Below are 16,738 nucleotides of genomic sequence, written 5' to 3' on the forward strand. Positions count from 1 at the left end.
GGTGGCAAACCCACCATTTGGCTGGTGAGCCAGGCAAATGGGACGGGGCGGGCGGGGGTTAGGGCCAGTGGGTGGCGACGAGGTTCCAGATGACGCCGGCTAGGGCGTCCTTGGAGCCGGAGGGGACGGGGAGGGCGGAGCCTTCGCGGTCGAGGATGACGGCTTCGTTGGTGTCGCTGCCGAAGACCTTGCCGCCGGAGACGTCGTTCACCACCAGCAGGTCGCAGCCCTTGCGCTCCAGCTTGGCCCGGCCGAGCTCGAGCACACTGTGCTCCGCGTCGCCGGTCTCGGCCGCGAAACCGACGATCACCTGGCCGGGACGGCGGCGGTCGTGCGAGATCGTCTGCAGGATGTCCGGGTTCTGCACCAGGCTGACCGCCGGGACCGAGCCGTCGGCGGTCTTCTTGATCTTGTGCTCCGCCACGTCGGCCGGCCGGAAGTCGGCCGGCGCCGCCGCCATCACGATCGCGTCCGCGTCACCGGCGCGTCCGGTGATCTCGTCGTACAGGTCGCGCGTCGAGGTGACCGGGACGACCTGGACGCCGGCCGGGTCGGGCAGCTCGGAGTTGGCGGCGACCAGGGTGACCTTGGCGCCGCGAGCGGCGGCGATCCGGGCCAGCGCGTACCCCTGCTTGCCGGACGAGGAGTTGCCGAGGTAGCGGACCGGGTCGAGGTGCTCGCGGGTGCCGCCGGCGCTGATCAGGACCTGCTTGCCGGTCAGGTCGGCCACCGCCTGCCCGGCGGCCCGGGCGGCCTCGTCGGCGAGCATCAGCTGGCTGATCGCGAAGATCTCGGACGGCTCGGGCAGCCGGCCGCGACCGGTGTCGGCGCCGGTGAGGCGGCCGACCGCGGGGTCGAGCACGGTGATGCCGCGGGACCGGAGGGTGGCGACGTTCGCCTGCGTGGCCGGGTGCTCCCACATCTCGGTGTGCATCGCGGCCGCGAACAGGATCGGGCAGCGGGCCGTCAGCAACGTGTTGGTGAGCAGGTCGTCGGCCAGGCCGTGCGCGGCCTTGGCGATCAGGTTGGCCGTGGCCGGGGCGACCACCACCAGCTCGGCCGCCTTGCCGATCCGGACGTGCGGAACCTCGTGCACGTCGTCGAACGGATCCGCCGTCACCGGCTGACCGGACAGCGCCGCCCAGGTCGCCGCGCCGACGAACTCCAGCGCGGCGGCGGTCGGCACCACCCGGACCCGGTGCCCGGACTCGGTCAGCCGCCGGAGCAGATCACAGACCTTGTACGCCGCGATGCCGCCGCCGACGCCGAGCACGACGTTCGGCCGCCGCGCCGGAGCCGGCGTACCCCCGGCGTCGGTCTCGGTCTCGGCGGGAACGACCGAAGCCCCCGGGCCGTGATCGGCTCCGGGGGTCTGATCACCGGTTGCGGACATCAACAGACCCCGTTCCCGGTCGTCATCGGGCGTCGGTTACGCGGACTTCTCCGCGGCGGCGGCTTCCGCCTCGGCCTCGGGGTCGATGTCGGTGCAGGTCAGCACGCCCTCGTTGATCTCGCGCATCGCGATCGACAGCGGCTTCTCCTGGACGTGGGTCTCGACCAGCGGACCGACGTACTCGAGCAGGCCCTCGCCGAGCTGGGAGTAGTAGGCGTTGATCTGCCGCGCCCGCTTGGCCGAGTACAGCACGAGCTTGTACTTGGAGTCGGTGTGGGTGAGCAGGTCGTCGATCGGCGGGGAGGTGATGCCGATGGCGACGGGCTGGTTGCCAGACAAGTTCAGCTCTTTCCAGGAATGGAAGGGGTTATCGAATCAACTTTACCAACTGATCGGCAGCCTCCCGAACCGAGGCGTTCACGATCGTCACGTCGAACTCCTTCTCGGCGGCCAGCTCCAGCGTCGCCGTCTCCAGCCGGCGCTCCCGTTCCTCGGCCGTTTCCGTGCCTCGGCCGACCAGCCGGCGGACCAGCTCGTCCCAGCTCGGCGGCGCGAGGAAGACGAACTGGGCGTCCGGCATCGTCTCGCGGACCTGGCGGGCGCCCTGCAGGTCGATCTCCAGCAGGGCCGGCCGGCCCTCGGCGAGCTTGTCCAGCACCGGCTGCTTCGGCGTACCGTACCGGGCCGCCTTGTGCACCACGGCCCACTCGAGCAGCTCGCCGTCGGCGATCATCCGGTCGAACTCCTGGTCCGACACGAACAGGTAGTGCACGCCGTGCACCTCACCCGGCCGCGGCTTGCGGGTCGTGGCCGACACGGAGATCCAGATCTCCGGGAACCGCTCCCGGATCTCCGCCGCCACCGTCCCCTTGCCGACCGCGGTCGGCCCCGCCAGCACGGTCAGCCGGGCCGTGCGGGGCGCGCTCTGCCGCGGAGCCATGGTCGCGTCGTCCGTCCTGTGCGTGGTCATCTTCACACCAGTGTCCAACGAGCCGGCCAGGGTTTCGATCTGGCTCACTCGGCGAATTCGCGTTCGAGAGCGGCGATCTGGTTCGAGCCGAGGCCGCGCACCCGCCGCGTCTCCGAGATCCCCGCGCGTTCCATGATCTGCTGGGCGCGGACCTTGCCCACACCCGGGATGCACTGCAGCAGCGCGCTGACCCGCATCTTGCCGATCACGTCGTTGGTCTGCCCCTCGTGGAGCACCTCCGTCGGAGACGCTCCCGAGTGCCGGATCCGGTTCTTGATCTCGGCTCGTTCACGCCGCGCCGCCGCGGCCTTGTCCAGAGCCGCCGCTCGCTGCTCCGGGGTCAAAGAAGGAAGTGGCACCGTTTCACCTGTCCCGTTGTGTGGCTTCGCAAGGGAACCTAACACGGCTTCGGGCAGGTCACTGTGCAGAAGCCGGGATCGACCCGCGACGCGGCGGAATCGAGCGTTCCAGTCTCAGTTCAGCTGCGGGACGTCGACCTTGCAGGAGTCCTTCGCGTGCGTGCTGATCGTCTTGTACGCCGTCATCACGCCGCCGGTCTCCTTGCTCAGCCGAGCCAGCTCGACACGGTCCGTGCCCGCCGCCTTGGCCTTCTCGGCGAACGCGACCACGACACCCCAGTCGTCCTTCACCTCGGCCGGCGCGGAGCCCTGCAGCTTCTTCGCGTCCTCGAGGATCTTGGTGTAGTCGGCCGGGTTCTGCGGGTCCACGTTGACCGCGTTGGCGGCGTACCCGGCCAGGTCGACGCAGTACGCCTGCTCCTCGGTGCAGGCGGTCAGGCTGGCGGTGCCGGCGATCAGCGTCGCGGCCACGGCGAGTGTGCGCTTCAAAGCTCTCATCCTCGGGGGTCGGGAGGTCGGTCCTCGGGGGTGCTGACCCCGACGCTACAGCCAGTCACCAACCCATCCGAAACGAATCCTTTCCGGCCGCTCCCCCGCGGCCGGAGCCAGCCCGCTGGCGGCTTGTTGCGGGGCTGACGCGTTGCAGCACGTCAGCCGTCACACAAGCCGCCACCGGGCGTCGGCGGTCAGTTCTTGATCTCGACCTTGCAGGTGTCCTTGGCCTGCTTGGCGATCGCGTCGGACGCGTTCTTGATCTTCTCGCCGTCGTTCTTGAACAGCTCCTGCAGCTTCGCCGTGTCGCCCTTCGCCTCACTCGCCTTGTCGGCGTAGTCCAGGACGATCTTCCAGTCGTCCTTCAGGTCGTCCGGCGCCGACTTCGACAGCTTCTCCGCCTCGCCGCGCATCTTGTCCACCGCCGCGGTGTCCTTGATGTCGAGGTTCTTGACCGCCTCGGCATAGTTCTGCAGTTCGCCGCAGTAGTCGCCGCCCGAGCACGCCGTCAACACACCGACGCTCATTGTCACTACTGCCGCGAGGGCCGCAACCTTACGCATTGAGATCCTTACTCTTCCGCGGGAAGACCGTCGCTCCCCGTCGCACCGCAACCCTTCCGAATCCCGGGGTCACCAGGGCGGAGGGCACGCCGTGAAGAACATCGCATCCCTGGACTGGAACCGTGCCGTGATGTCCCGCGTCGCCCGGCCGACAAGGCGACCGCATTGGCGCTCACGATCACCCCGATGGCCAGCCAGTCGAGCGAGCCGAGGTACTGGTCGAGCACCACGATCCCGACCAGGGCGGCGAGAACCGGGTTGACGCTCATGAAGACACCGAAGAACTGAGCCGGCACCCGGCGCAGCGTGAGCAGGTCGGCCAGGAACGGTACGGCGGACGACAGCACGCCGGCCGCGACGGCGTACGCGAGCGTCGCGAGGGTCGGCCGGTGGTGCCAGAGCGCGACGATGCCGATCGGGACGTAGGCCAGCCCGGACACCGCGGCTGCCGCTGCCACACCCTGTACGCCGGGCAGTTCACGGCCGATGCGGCGGCTGAGCAGGATGTAGCAGGCCCAGCAGAGTGCTGCCAGCAGGCCGAAGCCGATGCCGAAGTAGTCCGTGGTCGCTTGTGGCCGGGTCAGCAGCACGACGGCGGGTGCGACGGCCAGAGCACAGAGCAGGTCGATCAACCGCCGGGACCCCAGCAGCCCGACGGCCAACGGCCCGAGGAACTCCAACGTCACCGCGAGACCGAGGCCGACGCGGTCGATCGCCGTGTACAACGACAGATTCATCACCGCGAACACCGCGGCCAGCCCCAGCACCAACCGCCAGTGCTTGCCCGTGATCGCACGCCACTGCGGCCGCCCCACCGCGACCAGCACCACGCCCGCCACCCACTGCCGGATAGCCACGACCCCCGCCGGCCCCAGCACCGGAAGCGCCAGCGCGCCCATCGACGCACCCACCTGGGTGGACAGCCCACTTCCCAGCATCATCAACACCCCCACTAGCCGCCCGCCACTGGACGACCCGGGCACCGGCGGGGTCGCACCGCGCGACGAACTCGGCACCGGCGGGGACCCATCACCCGACGAACCCGGCACCGGCAGGCCCGGGCCACCCGACGAACCCGGCGGAGGGGCCGGGATGTTGGAGTCGGCTGCGCCGTGGGATGTGGTCGGGCGGGTGGTGGTCGGGTTGGGCGGGGTCATGGGTTGAGAGTGCGCGGGTGGCGGGTATTCGCAAAATGCATCTGGGGGTGGATCTATACGGTGGGGTTATGGATGTGGAGCTTAGGCAGCTGCGGTGTCTGGTCGGGATCGTGGAGGCGGGGACGTTTACGGATGCCGCGATCGAGTTGGGCGTTTCGCAGGCGGCGGTGTCGCGGAATCTGCTGAGTCTGGAGCGGGTGCTTGGAGTGCGGTTGCTGCATCGGACCAGTCGGACGATCACGCCGCCGACGGCGGGCGTGCAGGTGCTGGCGCGGGCTCGGCAGGTGCTGGCCGAGGTGGACGAGTTGGTGCGCGAGGCAACGACCGGACACACGCGGTTGCGAGTGGGGCACGCGTGGTCGGCGGTGGGTCGGCATACGGCGGAGTTCCAGCGGCGGTGGGCGGCTGAGCATCCGGACGTCGAGCTGCAACTCGTCCGGACGAACACAGCGACCGGTGGACTGGCCGAAGGTCTGTGCGACCTCGCGATCGTACGGACCCAGGTCGACGAGAGACGATTCGCCCACGCGACGGTCGCGCAGGAACGCAGGTACTGCGCTCTGGCCGCCGACGACCCGTTGGCGACGAAGCGCACCCTCACCCTCGACCAGCTCCGCCACCGCACGCTCGCGATCGACCGCCGTACCGGCAGTACGACGGTCGACCTCTGGCCGGAAGATGCCCGGCCGGAGTTCGAGTACACCCACGACGTCGACGACTGGCTGGCGGCGATCGCGGCCGGCCGGTACGTCGGCCTGACCCCGCAGTCGACCGTCACGCAGTACCGCCGCGACGGTGTCGTCTACCGCCCGGTCCGGGACGCGCCACCCGTCGACGTCCACCTCATCTGGCACCGCGAGGACCCACACCCGGCGACCCAGGCCGCCGTCGCCCTGATCACCAGCCTCTACCAGGCGCCCTGATTACCAGGCGCCCCGCTTACCAGGCGCCCCGCTTACCAGGTGCCCGAGTCGAAGAGCGCGACCAGTCGCCGGCGGTCGCACGCGGCCCAGAGCACGTCCCTGATCCGGTCGATCCCGCCGACCGGCCAGCGCTCGGCGATCCGCCGTACCTCCGGATCCTTGATCTCGGCCAGCAGCGCACCCGGGAAGTCGCCCCAGACCACCGTGAACGGCCGACCCCACAGCTGCTCCACGCCGGTCGTCACCGGTGCCGTGATCCGCAGCCGGTTGTGCACACCGGCCACACCGGCGTACGCCGCCATCAACGCCTCCTCGCGTTCCTGCCACGACTCGGTCCGGAGAACATTGCCGAACAGAGGCGACAACTCCTCAGCGCAGGCCAGCCGGGAGAAGGCTGTCCCGAACCACTTCGAGTACGGCGCGTACTGCCGCTCCATCAGGAAGCACAGCTGCATCAGGTCGTGCACGAGTTGCGCCCCGATCAGCGCCGACCCGAGCTCGTCCCCCACGAACCCGGCGCGGCCGGCCAGATTGACCTCTGGATGGACCCGCCACCACGCCGCGATCTGCAGGTAGAGCCACACGTCGCGCGGGTAGTACCCGAGCCGGTCGCGGACCTTCTGCAACCCCACCTCGTCGTGGAAGACCGCGCCCGCGGTGAGCATCCGCAGGTTCTGCTCCGGGAACGTGAACCAGTCCCGCGGCTTGATCTCACTCTCGACGTCGAAGTCCAGCTGCTCCAGGAAGTACCCGCGGACCGTATGCACCCCGAACTCGGTCGGCCGATCCGCGAACTGCGTGGGCACCTCCCGGCGCAGCAGCTCGTCGAGCGATGCGCCATGCCGGACCCGATCCTCCTTGCGCAGGAACAGCTCGACACGGGGCTCCGAGTTGTGGTCCCCCGACATCTCGTCGTCGAAGCCCAGCACCTCCGAGCCCCGGCCGAGCAGCGCCGCGCTGTACGGCAGGTCCGGGTACGACGACGCCAGCACCGGCCGGACCGCCTCGGTATAGAACCGCCGGCTCAGCTCCAGCCCGGAGACGAAGGCACTCATACCGAGAACGGTAACGGCGGTCAGTATCCCAGGACGGTCCGGTAAGCCTCGTTCGCCCGATCGGCCGCATCCTGAAGGGCGGCAGCCGACGGCCCGGCGCCGAGGATCTCCCGCGAGCTCGCCGGTACGACGTTCCGCACCGCCGCGCCGAAGACCTTGGCCAGCCCCTCGGCCGTACCGCCCTGGGCTCCCAGACCGGGGGCCAGCAGCGGGCCGCGGATGTCGAGATCCTCCTCCGTGGAAGCGATGGTCGCACCCACCACGGCACCGAAGGAGCCGAGATCGTCCGCATCGGCGTTCAACGCGCGCAGACCGTCCAGCACCGCACCCGCGACGGTCGGGCCGTCGACAGTGCGCGCCGACTGGAACTGCGGGCCTTCCGGGTTCGACGTCAGCGCGAGCACGAACAGCCCCGCGCCGGCAGCACGCGCCTCGTCGATGGCGGGCTGCAGCGACCCGAATCCGAGGTACGGGCTGACCGTCAGCGCATCACACGCCAGCGGCCCCTTCTCCGCCAGGTACGCCGACGCGTAGCCAGCCATGGTCGACCCGATGTCACCGCGCTTGGCGTCGATGATCACCAGCGCACCCGCCTCGCGCAGCCGGATCGTCGCTTGCTCGAGGACGGCGATGCCCGCAGAGCCGAAGCGCTCGAAGAACGCCGACTGCGGTTTGAACACCGCGACCCGATCGGCCAGCGCGTCCACCACGCCGTACGTGAACGACGCCAGCCCCTCCGGGGTGTCCGGCAGACCCCAGGAGTCCAGCAGATGGGCGTGCGGGTCGATCCCCACACACAGCGGGCCACGTGCGTCCATCGCGGACCGCAGCCGGACCCCGAACGGTTGGTTGCTCATGGCAAGCTCCTGTTGATTCGGCGGACCAGGCCGGGTCCGCGGTAGATCAGCCCGGTGTAGAGCTGGACCAGGCTGGCGCCGGCGTCGACGAGGCGTACGGCGTCGGTGGGATCGAGGATCCCGCCGACCCCGATGATGGGCAGTGCTCCCCCGGTTTGCGCGTGGATGTGGGCGACCGTCTTGGCCGCCGTCTCGGTCAGCGGCCGCCCGGACAGCCCGCCGGTCTCGGCCGCCAGCGGATGCGACTCGACCCCTGGCCGGCCGATGGTCGTGTTGGTGGCGATGATCCCCGCGACACCGATATCGGTGCACACCTGCAGCAACTCGTCGATCGCCGACGAGGTCAGGTCCGGGGCGATCTTCACCAGGATCGGCTTGCCCGCCAGGCCGCCCGCACTCAGATCAGCTGCCTCGGCGTGCAGTGCGGTCAACAGCTCACGCAGATGCCCGGCATCCTGCAAGGCCCGCAGCCCCGGCGTGTTCGGCGAACTCACGTTGACGGCGAAGTAGTCGCCGTACCGGTACAGCCGGCGCAGCGAGGTCACATAGTCCTCGACGGCATCCTCCAGCGGAGTCACCTTGGACTTCCCGATCGAGATCCCCAGCGGGTACCCGAGCGGTCCGTACGCCGCCAGCCGCTCGGCCAGCGCCTCCGAGCCGAGGTTGTTGAACCCCATCCGGTTGATCACGGCCTCGTGCTCGACCAACCGGAAGAGCCTCGGCCGCGGGTTGCCCGGCTGCGGGTGCGCCGTCACCGTGCCGACCTCGACGAACCCGAACCCGAGCGCGGGCCAGGCCCGCAACGCGATCCCGTTCTTGTCCATCCCCGCGGCCAGCCCGACCGGGCCCGGGAAACGGACGCCGAAGACCGTCCGCTCCGAGCCCGCCGGCAACCGGGACAGCCCGGGGACACGGCTCAGCAGGCGCAGGCCCTGCAACGTCCGCTCGTGCGCGACCTCCGCGTCCCCCTTGCCCAGCCGGAACAGCACTGGCCGGACAACCCGCCTGTACGTCGAAGTCACTGCACACCACGGATCCTCGACACCCAGTCCTGCAGCGACCGTACGCCGATGTCCCCGGCCTGCTGGGCCTCGATCCCCTGGACGGCGGCCGCCAGCCCCTGCACCGTGGTGATGCACGGGATGTTGCGCGCCACCGCCGCACTGCGGATCTCGTACCCGTCGAGGCGCGGCGATCCGCCCTGGGTGATCCCGATCGGGGTGTTGACGATGAGGTTGAGCTCGCCGTCCTGGACCATCTGCACGATCGTCGGCTCACCGTTCGGGCCCGGCCCCTGGCTGCTCTTGCGCACCGTGACCGCCTCGACCCCGTTGCGCCGCAGGACGTCCGCCGTACCTTCGGTCGCGTAGATCTGGAAGCCCAGGTCCGCCAGCCGCTTCACCGGGAAGATCATGTGCCGCTTGTCCCGGTTCGCGACCGACACGAACACCTTGCCGGACCCTGGCAGCGGCTGTGACGCTCCCGCCTGCGACTTCGCGAACGCCGTACCGAAGGTGTCGTCGATGCCCATCACCTCACCGGTCGAGCGCATCTCCGGGCCGAGCACGGTGTCCACCGACCGGCCGTCGATGGTGCGGAACCGGTTGAACGGCATCACGGCCTCCTTGACCGCGATCGGTGTCGAGGCCGGCAGCGTGCCACCGTCGCCCTCGGCCGGCAGCATCCCCTCGGCCCGCAGCTCGGAGATCGTGGCCCCGAGCATCACCCGGGCCGCCGCCTTGGCCAGCGGGGTCGCGGTCGCCTTGGACACGAACGGCACCGTCCGGGACGCGCGCGGGTTCGCCTCCAGGACGTAGAGCACGTCACCGGCGAGCGCGTACTGCACGTTCAGCAGACCGCGTACGCCGACGCCGCGAGCGATCGCCTCGGTCGATACCCGGATCTTCTCGATGTCCGCGTTGCCGAGCGTGATCGGCGGCAGCGCACACGACGAGTCGCCGGAGTGCACCCCCGCCTCCTCGATGTGCTCCATCACGCCGCCGAGGAAAAGCTCGTCCCCGTCGAACAACCCGTCCACGTCGATCTCGACCGCGTCGTCCAGGAACCGGTCGATCAGCACCGGGTGCTCGAAGGCGGCACCGCTACCCAGCCGCTCCAGGGCCGCGTCCAGCTCGGCGGAGCTGTAGACGATCTCCATCCCGCGACCACCCAGCACGTACGACGGCCGCACCAGCACCGGGAAGCCGATCTCCTCGGCGATCCGCTGTGCTTCCCCGGCCGACATCGCCGTACCGTGCTTCGGGGCCGGCAGCGCCGCGTCCGCGAGCACCTTCCCGAACGCACCCCGCTCCTCGGCCAGGTGGATCGCCTCCGGCGAGGTCCCGACGATCGGTACGCCGGCATCCGCGAGCCGCTGCGCCAGACCCAGCGGTGTCTGGCCGCCGAGCTGCACGATCACCCCGGCCACCGGCCCGGCCTGCAGCTCGGCGTACACGATCTCGAGCACGTCCTCACAGGTGAGCGGCTCGAAGTACAGCCGATCGGAGGTGTCGTAGTCGGTCGAGACCGTCTCCGGGTTGCAGTTGACCATCACCGTGCAGTAGCCGGCCTCGCGCAGCGCCAGCGACGCGTGCACACAGGAGTAGTCGAACTCGATCCCCTGCCCGATCCGGTTCGGCCCGGAGCCGAGGATCAGCACCGCCGGGGTCTCGCGCTGCGCGACTTCCGTCTCCTCGTCGTACGACGAGTAGTGGTACGGCGTCTCGGCCTTGAACTCGGCCGCACAGGTGTCGACCGTCTTGTAGACCGGCCGGATCCCGAGCGCCTGACGGACACCCCGGACGACGTCCTCGGTCAGCCCGCGGATCTCGGCCAGCTGCAGGTCGGAGAACCCGTGCCGCTTGGCCAGCCGCAGCACCTCGGGAGTGAGCCGCGGCGCGGCCGCGACCTGCAGCGCGGTCTCGTGGATCAGGTACAGCTGGTCCACGAACCACGGGTCGATCCGGGTGTTCTCGAAGATCTGCTCCGGGGTCGCCCCCGCCCGGATCGCGTCCATGATCGTCCGCAACCGCCCGTCGTGCGGCGTCTTGATTGCCTCCAGCAACGGTTCCAGCTCGGTCGCCGGCGAGCCGGCCCAGGAGAACCTGGCCTCCGGCTTCTCCAGCGAGCGGAGCGCCTTCTGCAGCGCCTCGGTGTAGTTCCGGCCGATCGCCATCGCCTCGCCGACACTTTTCATGTGCGTGGTCAGCGTCGCGTCCGCGGCCGGGAACTTCTCGAACGCGAACCGCGGCACCTTCACCACCACGTAGTCCAGCGTCGGCTCGAAGCTGGCCGGCGTCTGCCGGGTGATGTCGTTCGGGATCTCGTCCAGGGTGTAGCCGATGGCCACCTTGGCGGCGATCTTCGCGATCGGGAAGCCGGTCGCCTTCGACGCCAGCGCGGACGACCGCGACACCCGCGGGTTCATCTCGATCACGATCAGCCGGCCGTCCACCGGGTTGACCGCGAACTGGATGTTGCAGCCGCCGGTGTCGACGCCGACCTCGCGGATGATGCCGATCGCCAGATCCCGCATCACCTGGTACTCGCGGTCGGTCAGCGTCATCGCCGGCGCGACCGTGACCGAGTCGCCGGTGTGCACGCCCATCGGGTCGACGTTCTCGATCGAGCAGATGATGACGACGTTGTCGGCCTTGTCGCGCATCACCTCCAGCTCGTACTCCTTCCAGCCGAGGATCGACTCCTCGATCAGCACCTCGGTGGTCGGGCTGGCCTGCAGGCCGGCGCCGGCGATCCGGCGCAGGTCGGCCTCGTCGTACGCCATCCCGGAGCCGACGCCGCCCATCGTGAACGACGGCCGCACGACCAGCGGGTAGCCGAGTTCGTCCGCGGCGCCGAGGACGTCGTCGATCGAGTGGCAGATCCGCGACCGGGCGACCTCCGCGCCGAGCTTCTCCACGATCTGCTTGAACGACTCCCGGTTCTCGCCGCGCTGGATCGCGTCGACGGACGCGCCGATCAGCTCGACGCCGTACTTCTCCAGTACGCCGTTGTCGTGCAGCGAGATCGCCGCGTTCAGCGCGGTCTGGCCGCCGAGGGTGGCGAGCAGCGCGTTCGGCCGCTCCTTCTCGATCACCTTCTCGACGTACTCCGGGGTGATCGGCTCGACGTAGGTGGCGTCGGCGAACTCCGGGTCGGTCATGATCGTGGCCGGGTTCGAGTTCACCAGGACGACCCGGAAACCCTCCTCCTTGAGCACCCGGCAGGCCTGGGTGCCCGAGTAGTCGAACTCACAGGCCTGGCCGATCACGATCGGACCGGAGCCGATCACCAGCACCGACTCGATATCTGTACGACGTGGCATCAGCTGCGACCTTCCATCAGTTCCACAAAGCGGTCGAAGAGGTACGCCGAGTCGTGGGGACCAGCCGCCGCCTCGGGGTGGTACTGCACCGAGAAGGCCAGCACGCGACCGTCCCGCCCGGTCAGGCGCAGTCCCTCGACCACGTTGTCGTTCAGCGAGACATGGCTGACCTCCGCGGTCCCGTACGGCGTCTGCACCGTCTCCTCGATCGGCGCGTCCACGGCGAACCCGTGGTTCTGCGCGGTGATCTCCACCTTCCCGGTGGCCCGGTCGAGGACCGGCTGGTTGATGCCGCGGTGCCCGTACTTCAGCTTGAACGTGCCCAGTCCGAGCGCCCGGCCGAACACCTGGTTGCCGAAGCAGATGCCGAAGTACGGCTTGTTCCGCTCCAGCAGCTGCTTGAGCAGCGTGGTCGGGTGCTCGGTGGTCTCCGGGTCGCCCGGGCCGTTGCTCATGAAGATGCCGTCGGGATTCACCGCGAGGACCTCGTCCAGTGACGCGGTGGCCGGCAGCACGTGCACCTCGATGCCGCGCTCGGCCATCCGCTTCGGCGTCATCGACTTGATCCCGAGGTCGAGCGCGACCACGGTGAACCGCTTCTCGCCCTCCGCCGGTACGACGTACGGCTCGAAGGTGGTCACCTCGGAGGCGAGGTCGGCGCCGACCATCGGCGGCTGCTCGAGCACCTTCGCCAGCAGCGCGGCCGGGTCGAGGATCTCGGTGGAGATCCCGGACCGCATCGCACCACGCTCGCGCAGGTGCCGGGTCAGCGCCCGGGTGTCGATACCGGAGATCCCGACGATGCCCTGGGCGCGCAGCTGGTCGTCCAGCGAGCGCGTGGCGCGCCAGTTCGACGGCACCCGGGCGGGGTCGCGGACGACGTACCCGGCGACCCAGATCTTCTGCGACTCGTCGTCCTCGTCGTTGACGCCGGTGTTGCCGATGTGTGGTGCGGTCTGGGTGACGATCTGCCGGTGGTACGACGGGTCGGTCAGCGTCTCCTGGTAGCCGGTCATCCCGGTGGTGAACACCGCCTCGCCGAACGTCTCGCCGGTCGCTCCGTACGACGTACCGGCGAACGACCGGCCGTCCTCCAGGACCAGCAGTGCTGGATTATGGGCGGGCTGGCTCATCTTTGCTCGGCTCCGATCAGGGTCGAGATGGATTCGGTCAGGGGGGCGGTGTCTGCCTTCCGGCGGGGCCGGAACCCGGTGTCGAGCTCACGGCCGTCGTGGTTCCAGGTGACCACCACCAGGCCGGACTTCTCCGCGGTCACCTTGCCGGCGATACCGCGGTCGGTCCGGACGCCGGTCAGGTGGTCCGCGGGGATGAACACATCCGCCGCGCCTTGCCGGTGGAAGATCAGGCCGGCCTCGCTGACGGCCAGGTCCGCGGTACTGCGGACGCCCAGTTCGTGCACGGCGATCCGGTCCATCCAGTCGCCTGCTGCCGTGGTGGCGACGTACACGCCCTCCACGCCGTGGGACTTGTCGTCCCCAGGCACCGGTGGGAGCGGCGCCAGGTCGGTCTGCCGGGCCTGGCGGTTCCGCCAGCCCCGGTACATGCCGTAGTAGCCCGCCGCGATCACCAGCAGCGTGCCGAGAATGCCGAGGAACGCCTTCACCGGGCGAGCTTCCCGCCCAGGACGGTCGGCGTACCTCTCAGGAACGTCGCCACCACCTTGCCCGGCAGCGTCATCCCGTCGAACGGCGTGTTCCGTGACAGCGACGCCGACTCCTGTGACACGACCGTCCGCTCCGCCGACGGATCGACGAGCACCAGATTGGCCGGGGCACCGGCTTCGAGCGGCTGCCCGTGCTCCGGCGCCTGACCGATCACGGCCGGGCGGTAGCTCATCCGGTCGGCCACCTCCGCCCAGGTCATCAGCTTGGTGTCGATCATCGCGTGCTGGACCACGCTCAGCGCCGTCTCCAGGCCGAGCATGCCGAACGCGGCCGCGCTCCACTCGCAGTCCTTGTCCTCGACCGGGTGCGGCGCGTGGTCGGTGGCGACGATGTCGATGGTGCCGTCGGCCAGGCCCTCACGGACCGCCTCGACATCCTCCTTGGTCCGCAGCGGCGGGTTCACCTTGTAGACCGGGTTGTAGGAGGCGGCCAGATCCTCGGTCAGCAGCAGGTGGTGCGGGGTGACCTCGGCGGTCACCTCGAAGCCCCGCTTCTTCGCCGCCCGGACGATCTCCACCGAGCCCTTGGTGGACAGGTGGCAGATGTGCAACTTCGAGCCGACGTGGGCGTTCAGCAGGATGTCGCGGGCGATGATCGCCTCCTCCGCGACACTCGGCCAGCCGGTCAGGCCAAGGACGCCGGACAGCGCACCCTCGTTCATCTGTGCGCCCTGGGTGAGCCGCGGCTCCTGCGCGTGCTGGGCGATCACGCCGCCGAACGCCTTCACGTACTCCAGCGCGCGGCGCATCAGGGCCGCGTCCCAGACGCAGTCGCCGTCGTCGGAGAACACCCGCACTCGCGCCGCCGAGTCCGCCATCGCGCCCAGCTCAGCGAGCTGAGTCCCCTGCCGGCCGACCGTGACCGCGCCGATCGGATAGACATCGGCGTACCCGCTTTCGCGGCCGAGGCGCCAGACCTGCTCGACCACGCCGGCGGTGTCGGCGACCGGGTCGGTGTTGGCCATCGCGAACACGGCGGTGAAACCACCCATCGCCGCGGCCCGGGTACCGGTGCGGACGGTCTCGGCGTCCTCGCGACCGGGCTCGCGCAGGTGCGTGTGCAGGTCGACCAGGCCCGGCAACGCGATCAGGCCGTCGGCGTCGATCGTCTCGACCTCGGCTGGAGTGTCGAGGTTGGTGCCGACAGCAACGATCTCCCCGTTATCGACCAGCAGGTCCGCCACCTCACCGCCGACGATGCTCGCTCCGGTGATCAGATACGCGGTCATGCGGTCTGCTCCTCAGTGTTCTCGTTGCTGCCGGACAGAAGTAGGTAGAGGACGGCCATCCGGATGGCGACGCCGTTGGTGACCTGTTCGACGATCACCGAGCGGGTGGAGTCGGCCACGTCGGCGCTGATCTCCATCCCGCGGTTCATCGGGCCGGGGTGCAGCACGATCGCCTCATCCGGCAGCTGGGCCATCCGGTGCACGTCGAGGCCGTAGCGGCGGGTGTACTCGCGGGCGCTCGGGAAGTACGCGTCGTTCATCCGCTCGCGCTGGACCCGCAGCATCATCACCGCGTCACTCTTGGCCAGGCTCGCATCCAGGTCATACGACGTGGCACACGGCCACTTGCTCATGTCGACCGGGAGCAGGGTCGGCGGCGCGACCACGGTCACGTCGGCGCCCAGCGTCGACAGCAGCAGCACGTTCGACCGGGCCACCCGCGAGTGCAGGACGTCGCCGACGATGGTGATCCGGCGGCCCTCCAGCGAGCCGAGGTGCCTGCGCATGGTGAACGCGTCGAGCAGCGCCTGGGTCGGGTGCTCGTGCGTCCCGTCACCGGCGTTGACCACCGAGCCGGTCATCCAGCCCGAGGTGGCGAGCAGGTGCGGCGCGCCGGACGAGCCGTGCCGGCAGACCACACCGTCGGCCCCCATCGCCTGCAGTGTCAGCGCGGTGTCCTTCAGACTCTCGCCCTTGCTGACGCTCGAGCCCTTGGCAGAGAAGTTGATCACGTCGGCGGACAGCCGCTTGGCGGCCGCCTCGAACGAGATCCGGGTCCGGGTGGAGTCCTCGAAGAACAGGTTCACCACGGTCCGGCCGCGTAGCGCCGGCAGCTTCTTGATCGGCCGGTCGGCCAGCGACCGCATCTCCTCGGCCGTGTCGAGGATCAGGTTCGCCTCGTCGCGGGACAGGTCCCCCGCACTCAGCAGGTGCCTCATCACGCCTTCGCCCCCTTCACAACCTCAGTCTGGTCGGCACCGTTGCCCGGGCCCGGAGTGGCCTTGTCGGCGATCAGGACGGCGTCCTCGCCGTCGTACTCGGTCAGGTGGACGGTGACGCGCTCGACCAGGGAGGTGGGCAGGTTCTTGCCCACGTAGTCGGCGCGGATCGGCAGTTCGCGGTGACCACGGTCGACCAGGACCGCCAGTTGGACCGCGCGCGGCCGGCCGATGTCGCCGATCGCGTCGAGCGCGGCCCGGATCGTGCGGCCGGAGAACAGCACGTCGTCGACCAGGACGACGACCTTGCCGTCGATTCCGCCCGGCGGGATGTCGGTGTGCTCCAGGCCGCGGGGTGGTTTGAGACCGATGTCGTCGCGATACATCGTCACATCGAGTGATCCGGTCGGCACGCTCTGCCCCTCGACGGCCGCGATCCGGGCCGAGATGCGGGCGGCCAGGCCGACGCCGCGGGTGGGAATGCCGAGCAGGACGACCGGGTCGGCACCGCGGTTGCGCTCGAGGATCTCGTGCGCGATCCGGGTCAGTGCCCGGGATATGTCGGAAGCGTCCAGGACCGTGCGGCTGCCGCGCTTCGGCGCACCGCTCTGGGCATGGTTCATCGCTACCGTTCCTCCTTTCCCGCCTCACTGGACGGGTCTTTAAAGGACGTTCGGACCACTTGACATGGTATCGGAAGTGACACGCCGTCTTGACGCTGGCCTTTTAGCCGGAATATTGTTACTCTGTGTAATCGAGGGGGGTTTTGCCGGCCGGGCCGTTCCGGCGGTCCG

At 69.6% G+C, this 16,738-nt stretch carries 17 protein-coding genes; 1 reads left to right on the top strand and 16 read right to left on the bottom strand.

The annotated features are described in order from the left end of the window. Positions 1-58: 58 nt before the first annotated feature. From coaBC to AB0F43_RS22980, 7 genes are all read right to left on the bottom strand, one after another. Entirely contained in the window at positions 59-1,393 is a 1,335-nt protein-coding gene (gene coaBC / locus AB0F43_RS22950) for a bifunctional phosphopantothenoylcysteine decarboxylase/phosphopantothenate--cysteine ligase CoaBC (protein WP_360480209.1), read from the bottom strand. Between the two features lie 36 nt (positions 1,394-1,429). Beyond that, positions 1,430-1,732 (bottom strand): DNA-directed RNA polymerase subunit omega, encoded by a 303-nt coding sequence (gene rpoZ, locus AB0F43_RS22955; protein ID WP_132320044.1) that lies wholly within the window; start codon positions 1,730-1,732, stop codon positions 1,430-1,432. A gap of 28 nt (positions 1,733-1,760) precedes the next feature. Next, entirely contained in the window at positions 1,761-2,333 is a 573-nt protein-coding gene (gene gmk, locus AB0F43_RS22960; RefSeq protein WP_360480499.1) for a guanylate kinase, read from the bottom strand. A 74-nt stretch (positions 2,334-2,407) separates the two neighbouring features. Beyond that, entirely contained in the window at positions 2,408-2,722 is a 315-nt protein-coding gene (gene mihF / locus AB0F43_RS22965) for an integration host factor, actinobacterial type (RefSeq protein ID WP_132320042.1), read from the bottom strand. Positions 2,723-2,836: 114 nt separating this feature from the next. After that, complete coding sequence (locus tag AB0F43_RS22970) at positions 2,837-3,211, bottom strand: hypothetical protein (RefSeq protein WP_360480212.1); 375 nt, start codon at positions 3,209-3,211, stop codon at positions 2,837-2,839. Between the two features lie 197 nt (positions 3,212-3,408). Beyond that, the gene (locus AB0F43_RS22975) at positions 3,409-3,777 is read right to left on the bottom strand and encodes a hypothetical protein (protein WP_360480215.1); all 369 of its coding nucleotides are present in this window, start codon (positions 3,775-3,777) and stop codon (positions 3,409-3,411) included. Positions 3,778-3,785: 8 nt separating this feature from the next. Further along, positions 3,786-4,718, bottom strand: coding sequence for an EamA family transporter (locus AB0F43_RS22980; RefSeq protein ID WP_360480217.1), 933 nt, complete (start codon positions 4,716-4,718; stop codon positions 3,786-3,788). Positions 4,719-5,002: 284 nt separating this feature from the next. Between AB0F43_RS22980 and AB0F43_RS22985 the strand changes: the two genes are divergently transcribed. Next, positions 5,003-5,857, top strand: a complete 855-nt coding sequence (locus AB0F43_RS22985) for a LysR family transcriptional regulator (protein WP_360480220.1) — start codon at positions 5,003-5,005, stop codon at positions 5,855-5,857. 32 nt (positions 5,858-5,889) lie between these two features. On the opposite strand, the gene AB0F43_RS22990 is transcribed toward AB0F43_RS22985, so the two are convergent. Genes AB0F43_RS22990 through pyrR form a run of 9 tightly spaced genes read right to left on the bottom strand, consistent with a single transcriptional unit; the run spans position 5,890 to position 16,567 of the window. Next, positions 5,890-6,912, bottom strand: coding sequence for a DUF4037 domain-containing protein (locus tag AB0F43_RS22990; protein WP_360480223.1), 1,023 nt, complete (start codon positions 6,910-6,912; stop codon positions 5,890-5,892). Positions 6,913-6,932: 20 nt separating this feature from the next. Further along, on the bottom strand, positions 6,933-7,769 hold the full coding sequence (gene pyrF, locus AB0F43_RS22995; protein ID WP_360480226.1) for an orotidine-5'-phosphate decarboxylase: 837 nt from the start codon (positions 7,767-7,769) through the stop codon (positions 6,933-6,935). Beyond that, positions 7,766-8,791, bottom strand: a complete 1,026-nt coding sequence (locus tag AB0F43_RS23000; RefSeq protein ID WP_360480229.1) for a quinone-dependent dihydroorotate dehydrogenase — start codon at positions 8,789-8,791, stop codon at positions 7,766-7,768. Before AB0F43_RS23000 ends, pyrF begins: the two co-directional genes overlap by 4 nt. After that, positions 8,788-12,093 carry a carbamoyl-phosphate synthase large subunit gene (gene carB, locus AB0F43_RS23005; RefSeq protein ID WP_360480231.1) on the bottom strand — a complete coding sequence of 1,102 codons (3,306 nt, stop codon included), beginning with the start codon at positions 12,091-12,093 and terminating at the stop codon, positions 8,788-8,790. Before carB ends, AB0F43_RS23000 begins: the two co-directional genes overlap by 4 nt. Then, the gene (gene carA, locus AB0F43_RS23010; protein ID WP_360480234.1) at positions 12,093-13,226 is read right to left on the bottom strand and encodes a glutamine-hydrolyzing carbamoyl-phosphate synthase small subunit; all 1,134 of its coding nucleotides are present in this window, start codon (positions 13,224-13,226) and stop codon (positions 12,093-12,095) included. Before carA ends, carB begins: the two co-directional genes overlap by 1 nt. Next, positions 13,223-13,717 carry a hypothetical protein gene (locus AB0F43_RS23015; RefSeq protein ID WP_360480237.1) on the bottom strand — a complete coding sequence of 165 codons (495 nt, stop codon included), beginning with the start codon at positions 13,715-13,717 and terminating at the stop codon, positions 13,223-13,225. The genes carA and AB0F43_RS23015 overlap by 4 nt, the downstream gene beginning before the upstream one ends. Then, positions 13,714-15,006, bottom strand: a complete 1,293-nt coding sequence (locus tag AB0F43_RS23020) for a dihydroorotase (RefSeq protein ID WP_360480240.1) — start codon at positions 15,004-15,006, stop codon at positions 13,714-13,716. The genes AB0F43_RS23015 and AB0F43_RS23020 overlap by 4 nt, the downstream gene beginning before the upstream one ends. Continuing rightward, positions 15,003-15,944: an aspartate carbamoyltransferase catalytic subunit gene (locus AB0F43_RS23025; RefSeq protein WP_360480243.1), complete on the bottom strand. Its 942-nt coding sequence runs from the start codon at positions 15,942-15,944 to the stop codon at positions 15,003-15,005. The genes AB0F43_RS23020 and AB0F43_RS23025 overlap by 4 nt, the downstream gene beginning before the upstream one ends. Further along, on the bottom strand, positions 15,944-16,567 hold the full coding sequence (gene pyrR, locus AB0F43_RS23030) for a bifunctional pyr operon transcriptional regulator/uracil phosphoribosyltransferase PyrR (RefSeq protein WP_360480246.1): 624 nt from the start codon (positions 16,565-16,567) through the stop codon (positions 15,944-15,946). The genes AB0F43_RS23025 and pyrR overlap by 1 nt, the downstream gene beginning before the upstream one ends. Positions 16,568-16,738: the final 171 nt, after the last annotated feature.

It is taken from the genome of Kribbella sp. NPDC023972 (assembly GCF_040639075.1).
Taxonomy (GTDB): Bacteria; Actinomycetota; Actinomycetes; order Propionibacteriales; family Kribbellaceae; genus Kribbella.

What these genes read in the sequence shown, in the direction of transcription:
- coaBC (WP_360480209.1), bottom strand. Translation starts at nt 1,393, where the DNA reads ATGTCCGCAACCGGTGATCAGACCCCCGGAGCCGATCACGGCCCGGGG.
- gmk (WP_360480499.1), bottom strand. Translation starts at nt 2,333, where the DNA reads ATGGCTCCGCGGCAGAGCGCGCCCCGCACGGCCCGGCTGACCGTGCTG.
- AB0F43_RS22975 (WP_360480215.1), bottom strand. Translation starts at nt 3,777, where the DNA reads ATGCGTAAGGTTGCGGCCCTCGCGGCAGTAGTGACAATGAGCGTCGGT.
- AB0F43_RS22980 (WP_360480217.1), bottom strand. Translation starts at nt 4,718, where the DNA reads ATGATGCTGGGAAGTGGGCTGTCCACCCAGGTGGGTGCGTCGATGGGC.
- AB0F43_RS22985 (WP_360480220.1), top strand. Translation starts at nt 5,003, where the DNA reads ATGGATGTGGAGCTTAGGCAGCTGCGGTGTCTGGTCGGGATCGTGGAG.
- AB0F43_RS22990 (WP_360480223.1), bottom strand. Translation starts at nt 6,912, where the DNA reads ATGAGTGCCTTCGTCTCCGGGCTGGAGCTGAGCCGGCGGTTCTATACC.
- pyrF (WP_360480226.1), bottom strand. Translation starts at nt 7,769, where the DNA reads ATGAGCAACCAACCGTTCGGGGTCCGGCTGCGGTCCGCGATGGACGCA.
- carB (WP_360480231.1), bottom strand. Translation starts at nt 12,093, where the DNA reads ATGCCACGTCGTACAGATATCGAGTCGGTGCTGGTGATCGGCTCCGGT.
- carA (WP_360480234.1), bottom strand. Translation starts at nt 13,226, where the DNA reads ATGAGCCAGCCCGCCCATAATCCAGCACTGCTGGTCCTGGAGGACGGC.
- AB0F43_RS23020 (WP_360480240.1), bottom strand. Translation starts at nt 15,006, where the DNA reads ATGACCGCGTATCTGATCACCGGAGCGAGCATCGTCGGCGGTGAGGTG.
- AB0F43_RS23025 (WP_360480243.1), bottom strand. Translation starts at nt 15,944, where the DNA reads ATGAGGCACCTGCTGAGTGCGGGGGACCTGTCCCGCGACGAGGCGAAC.
- pyrR (WP_360480246.1), bottom strand. Translation starts at nt 16,567, where the DNA reads ATGAACCATGCCCAGAGCGGTGCGCCGAAGCGCGGCAGCCGCACGGTC.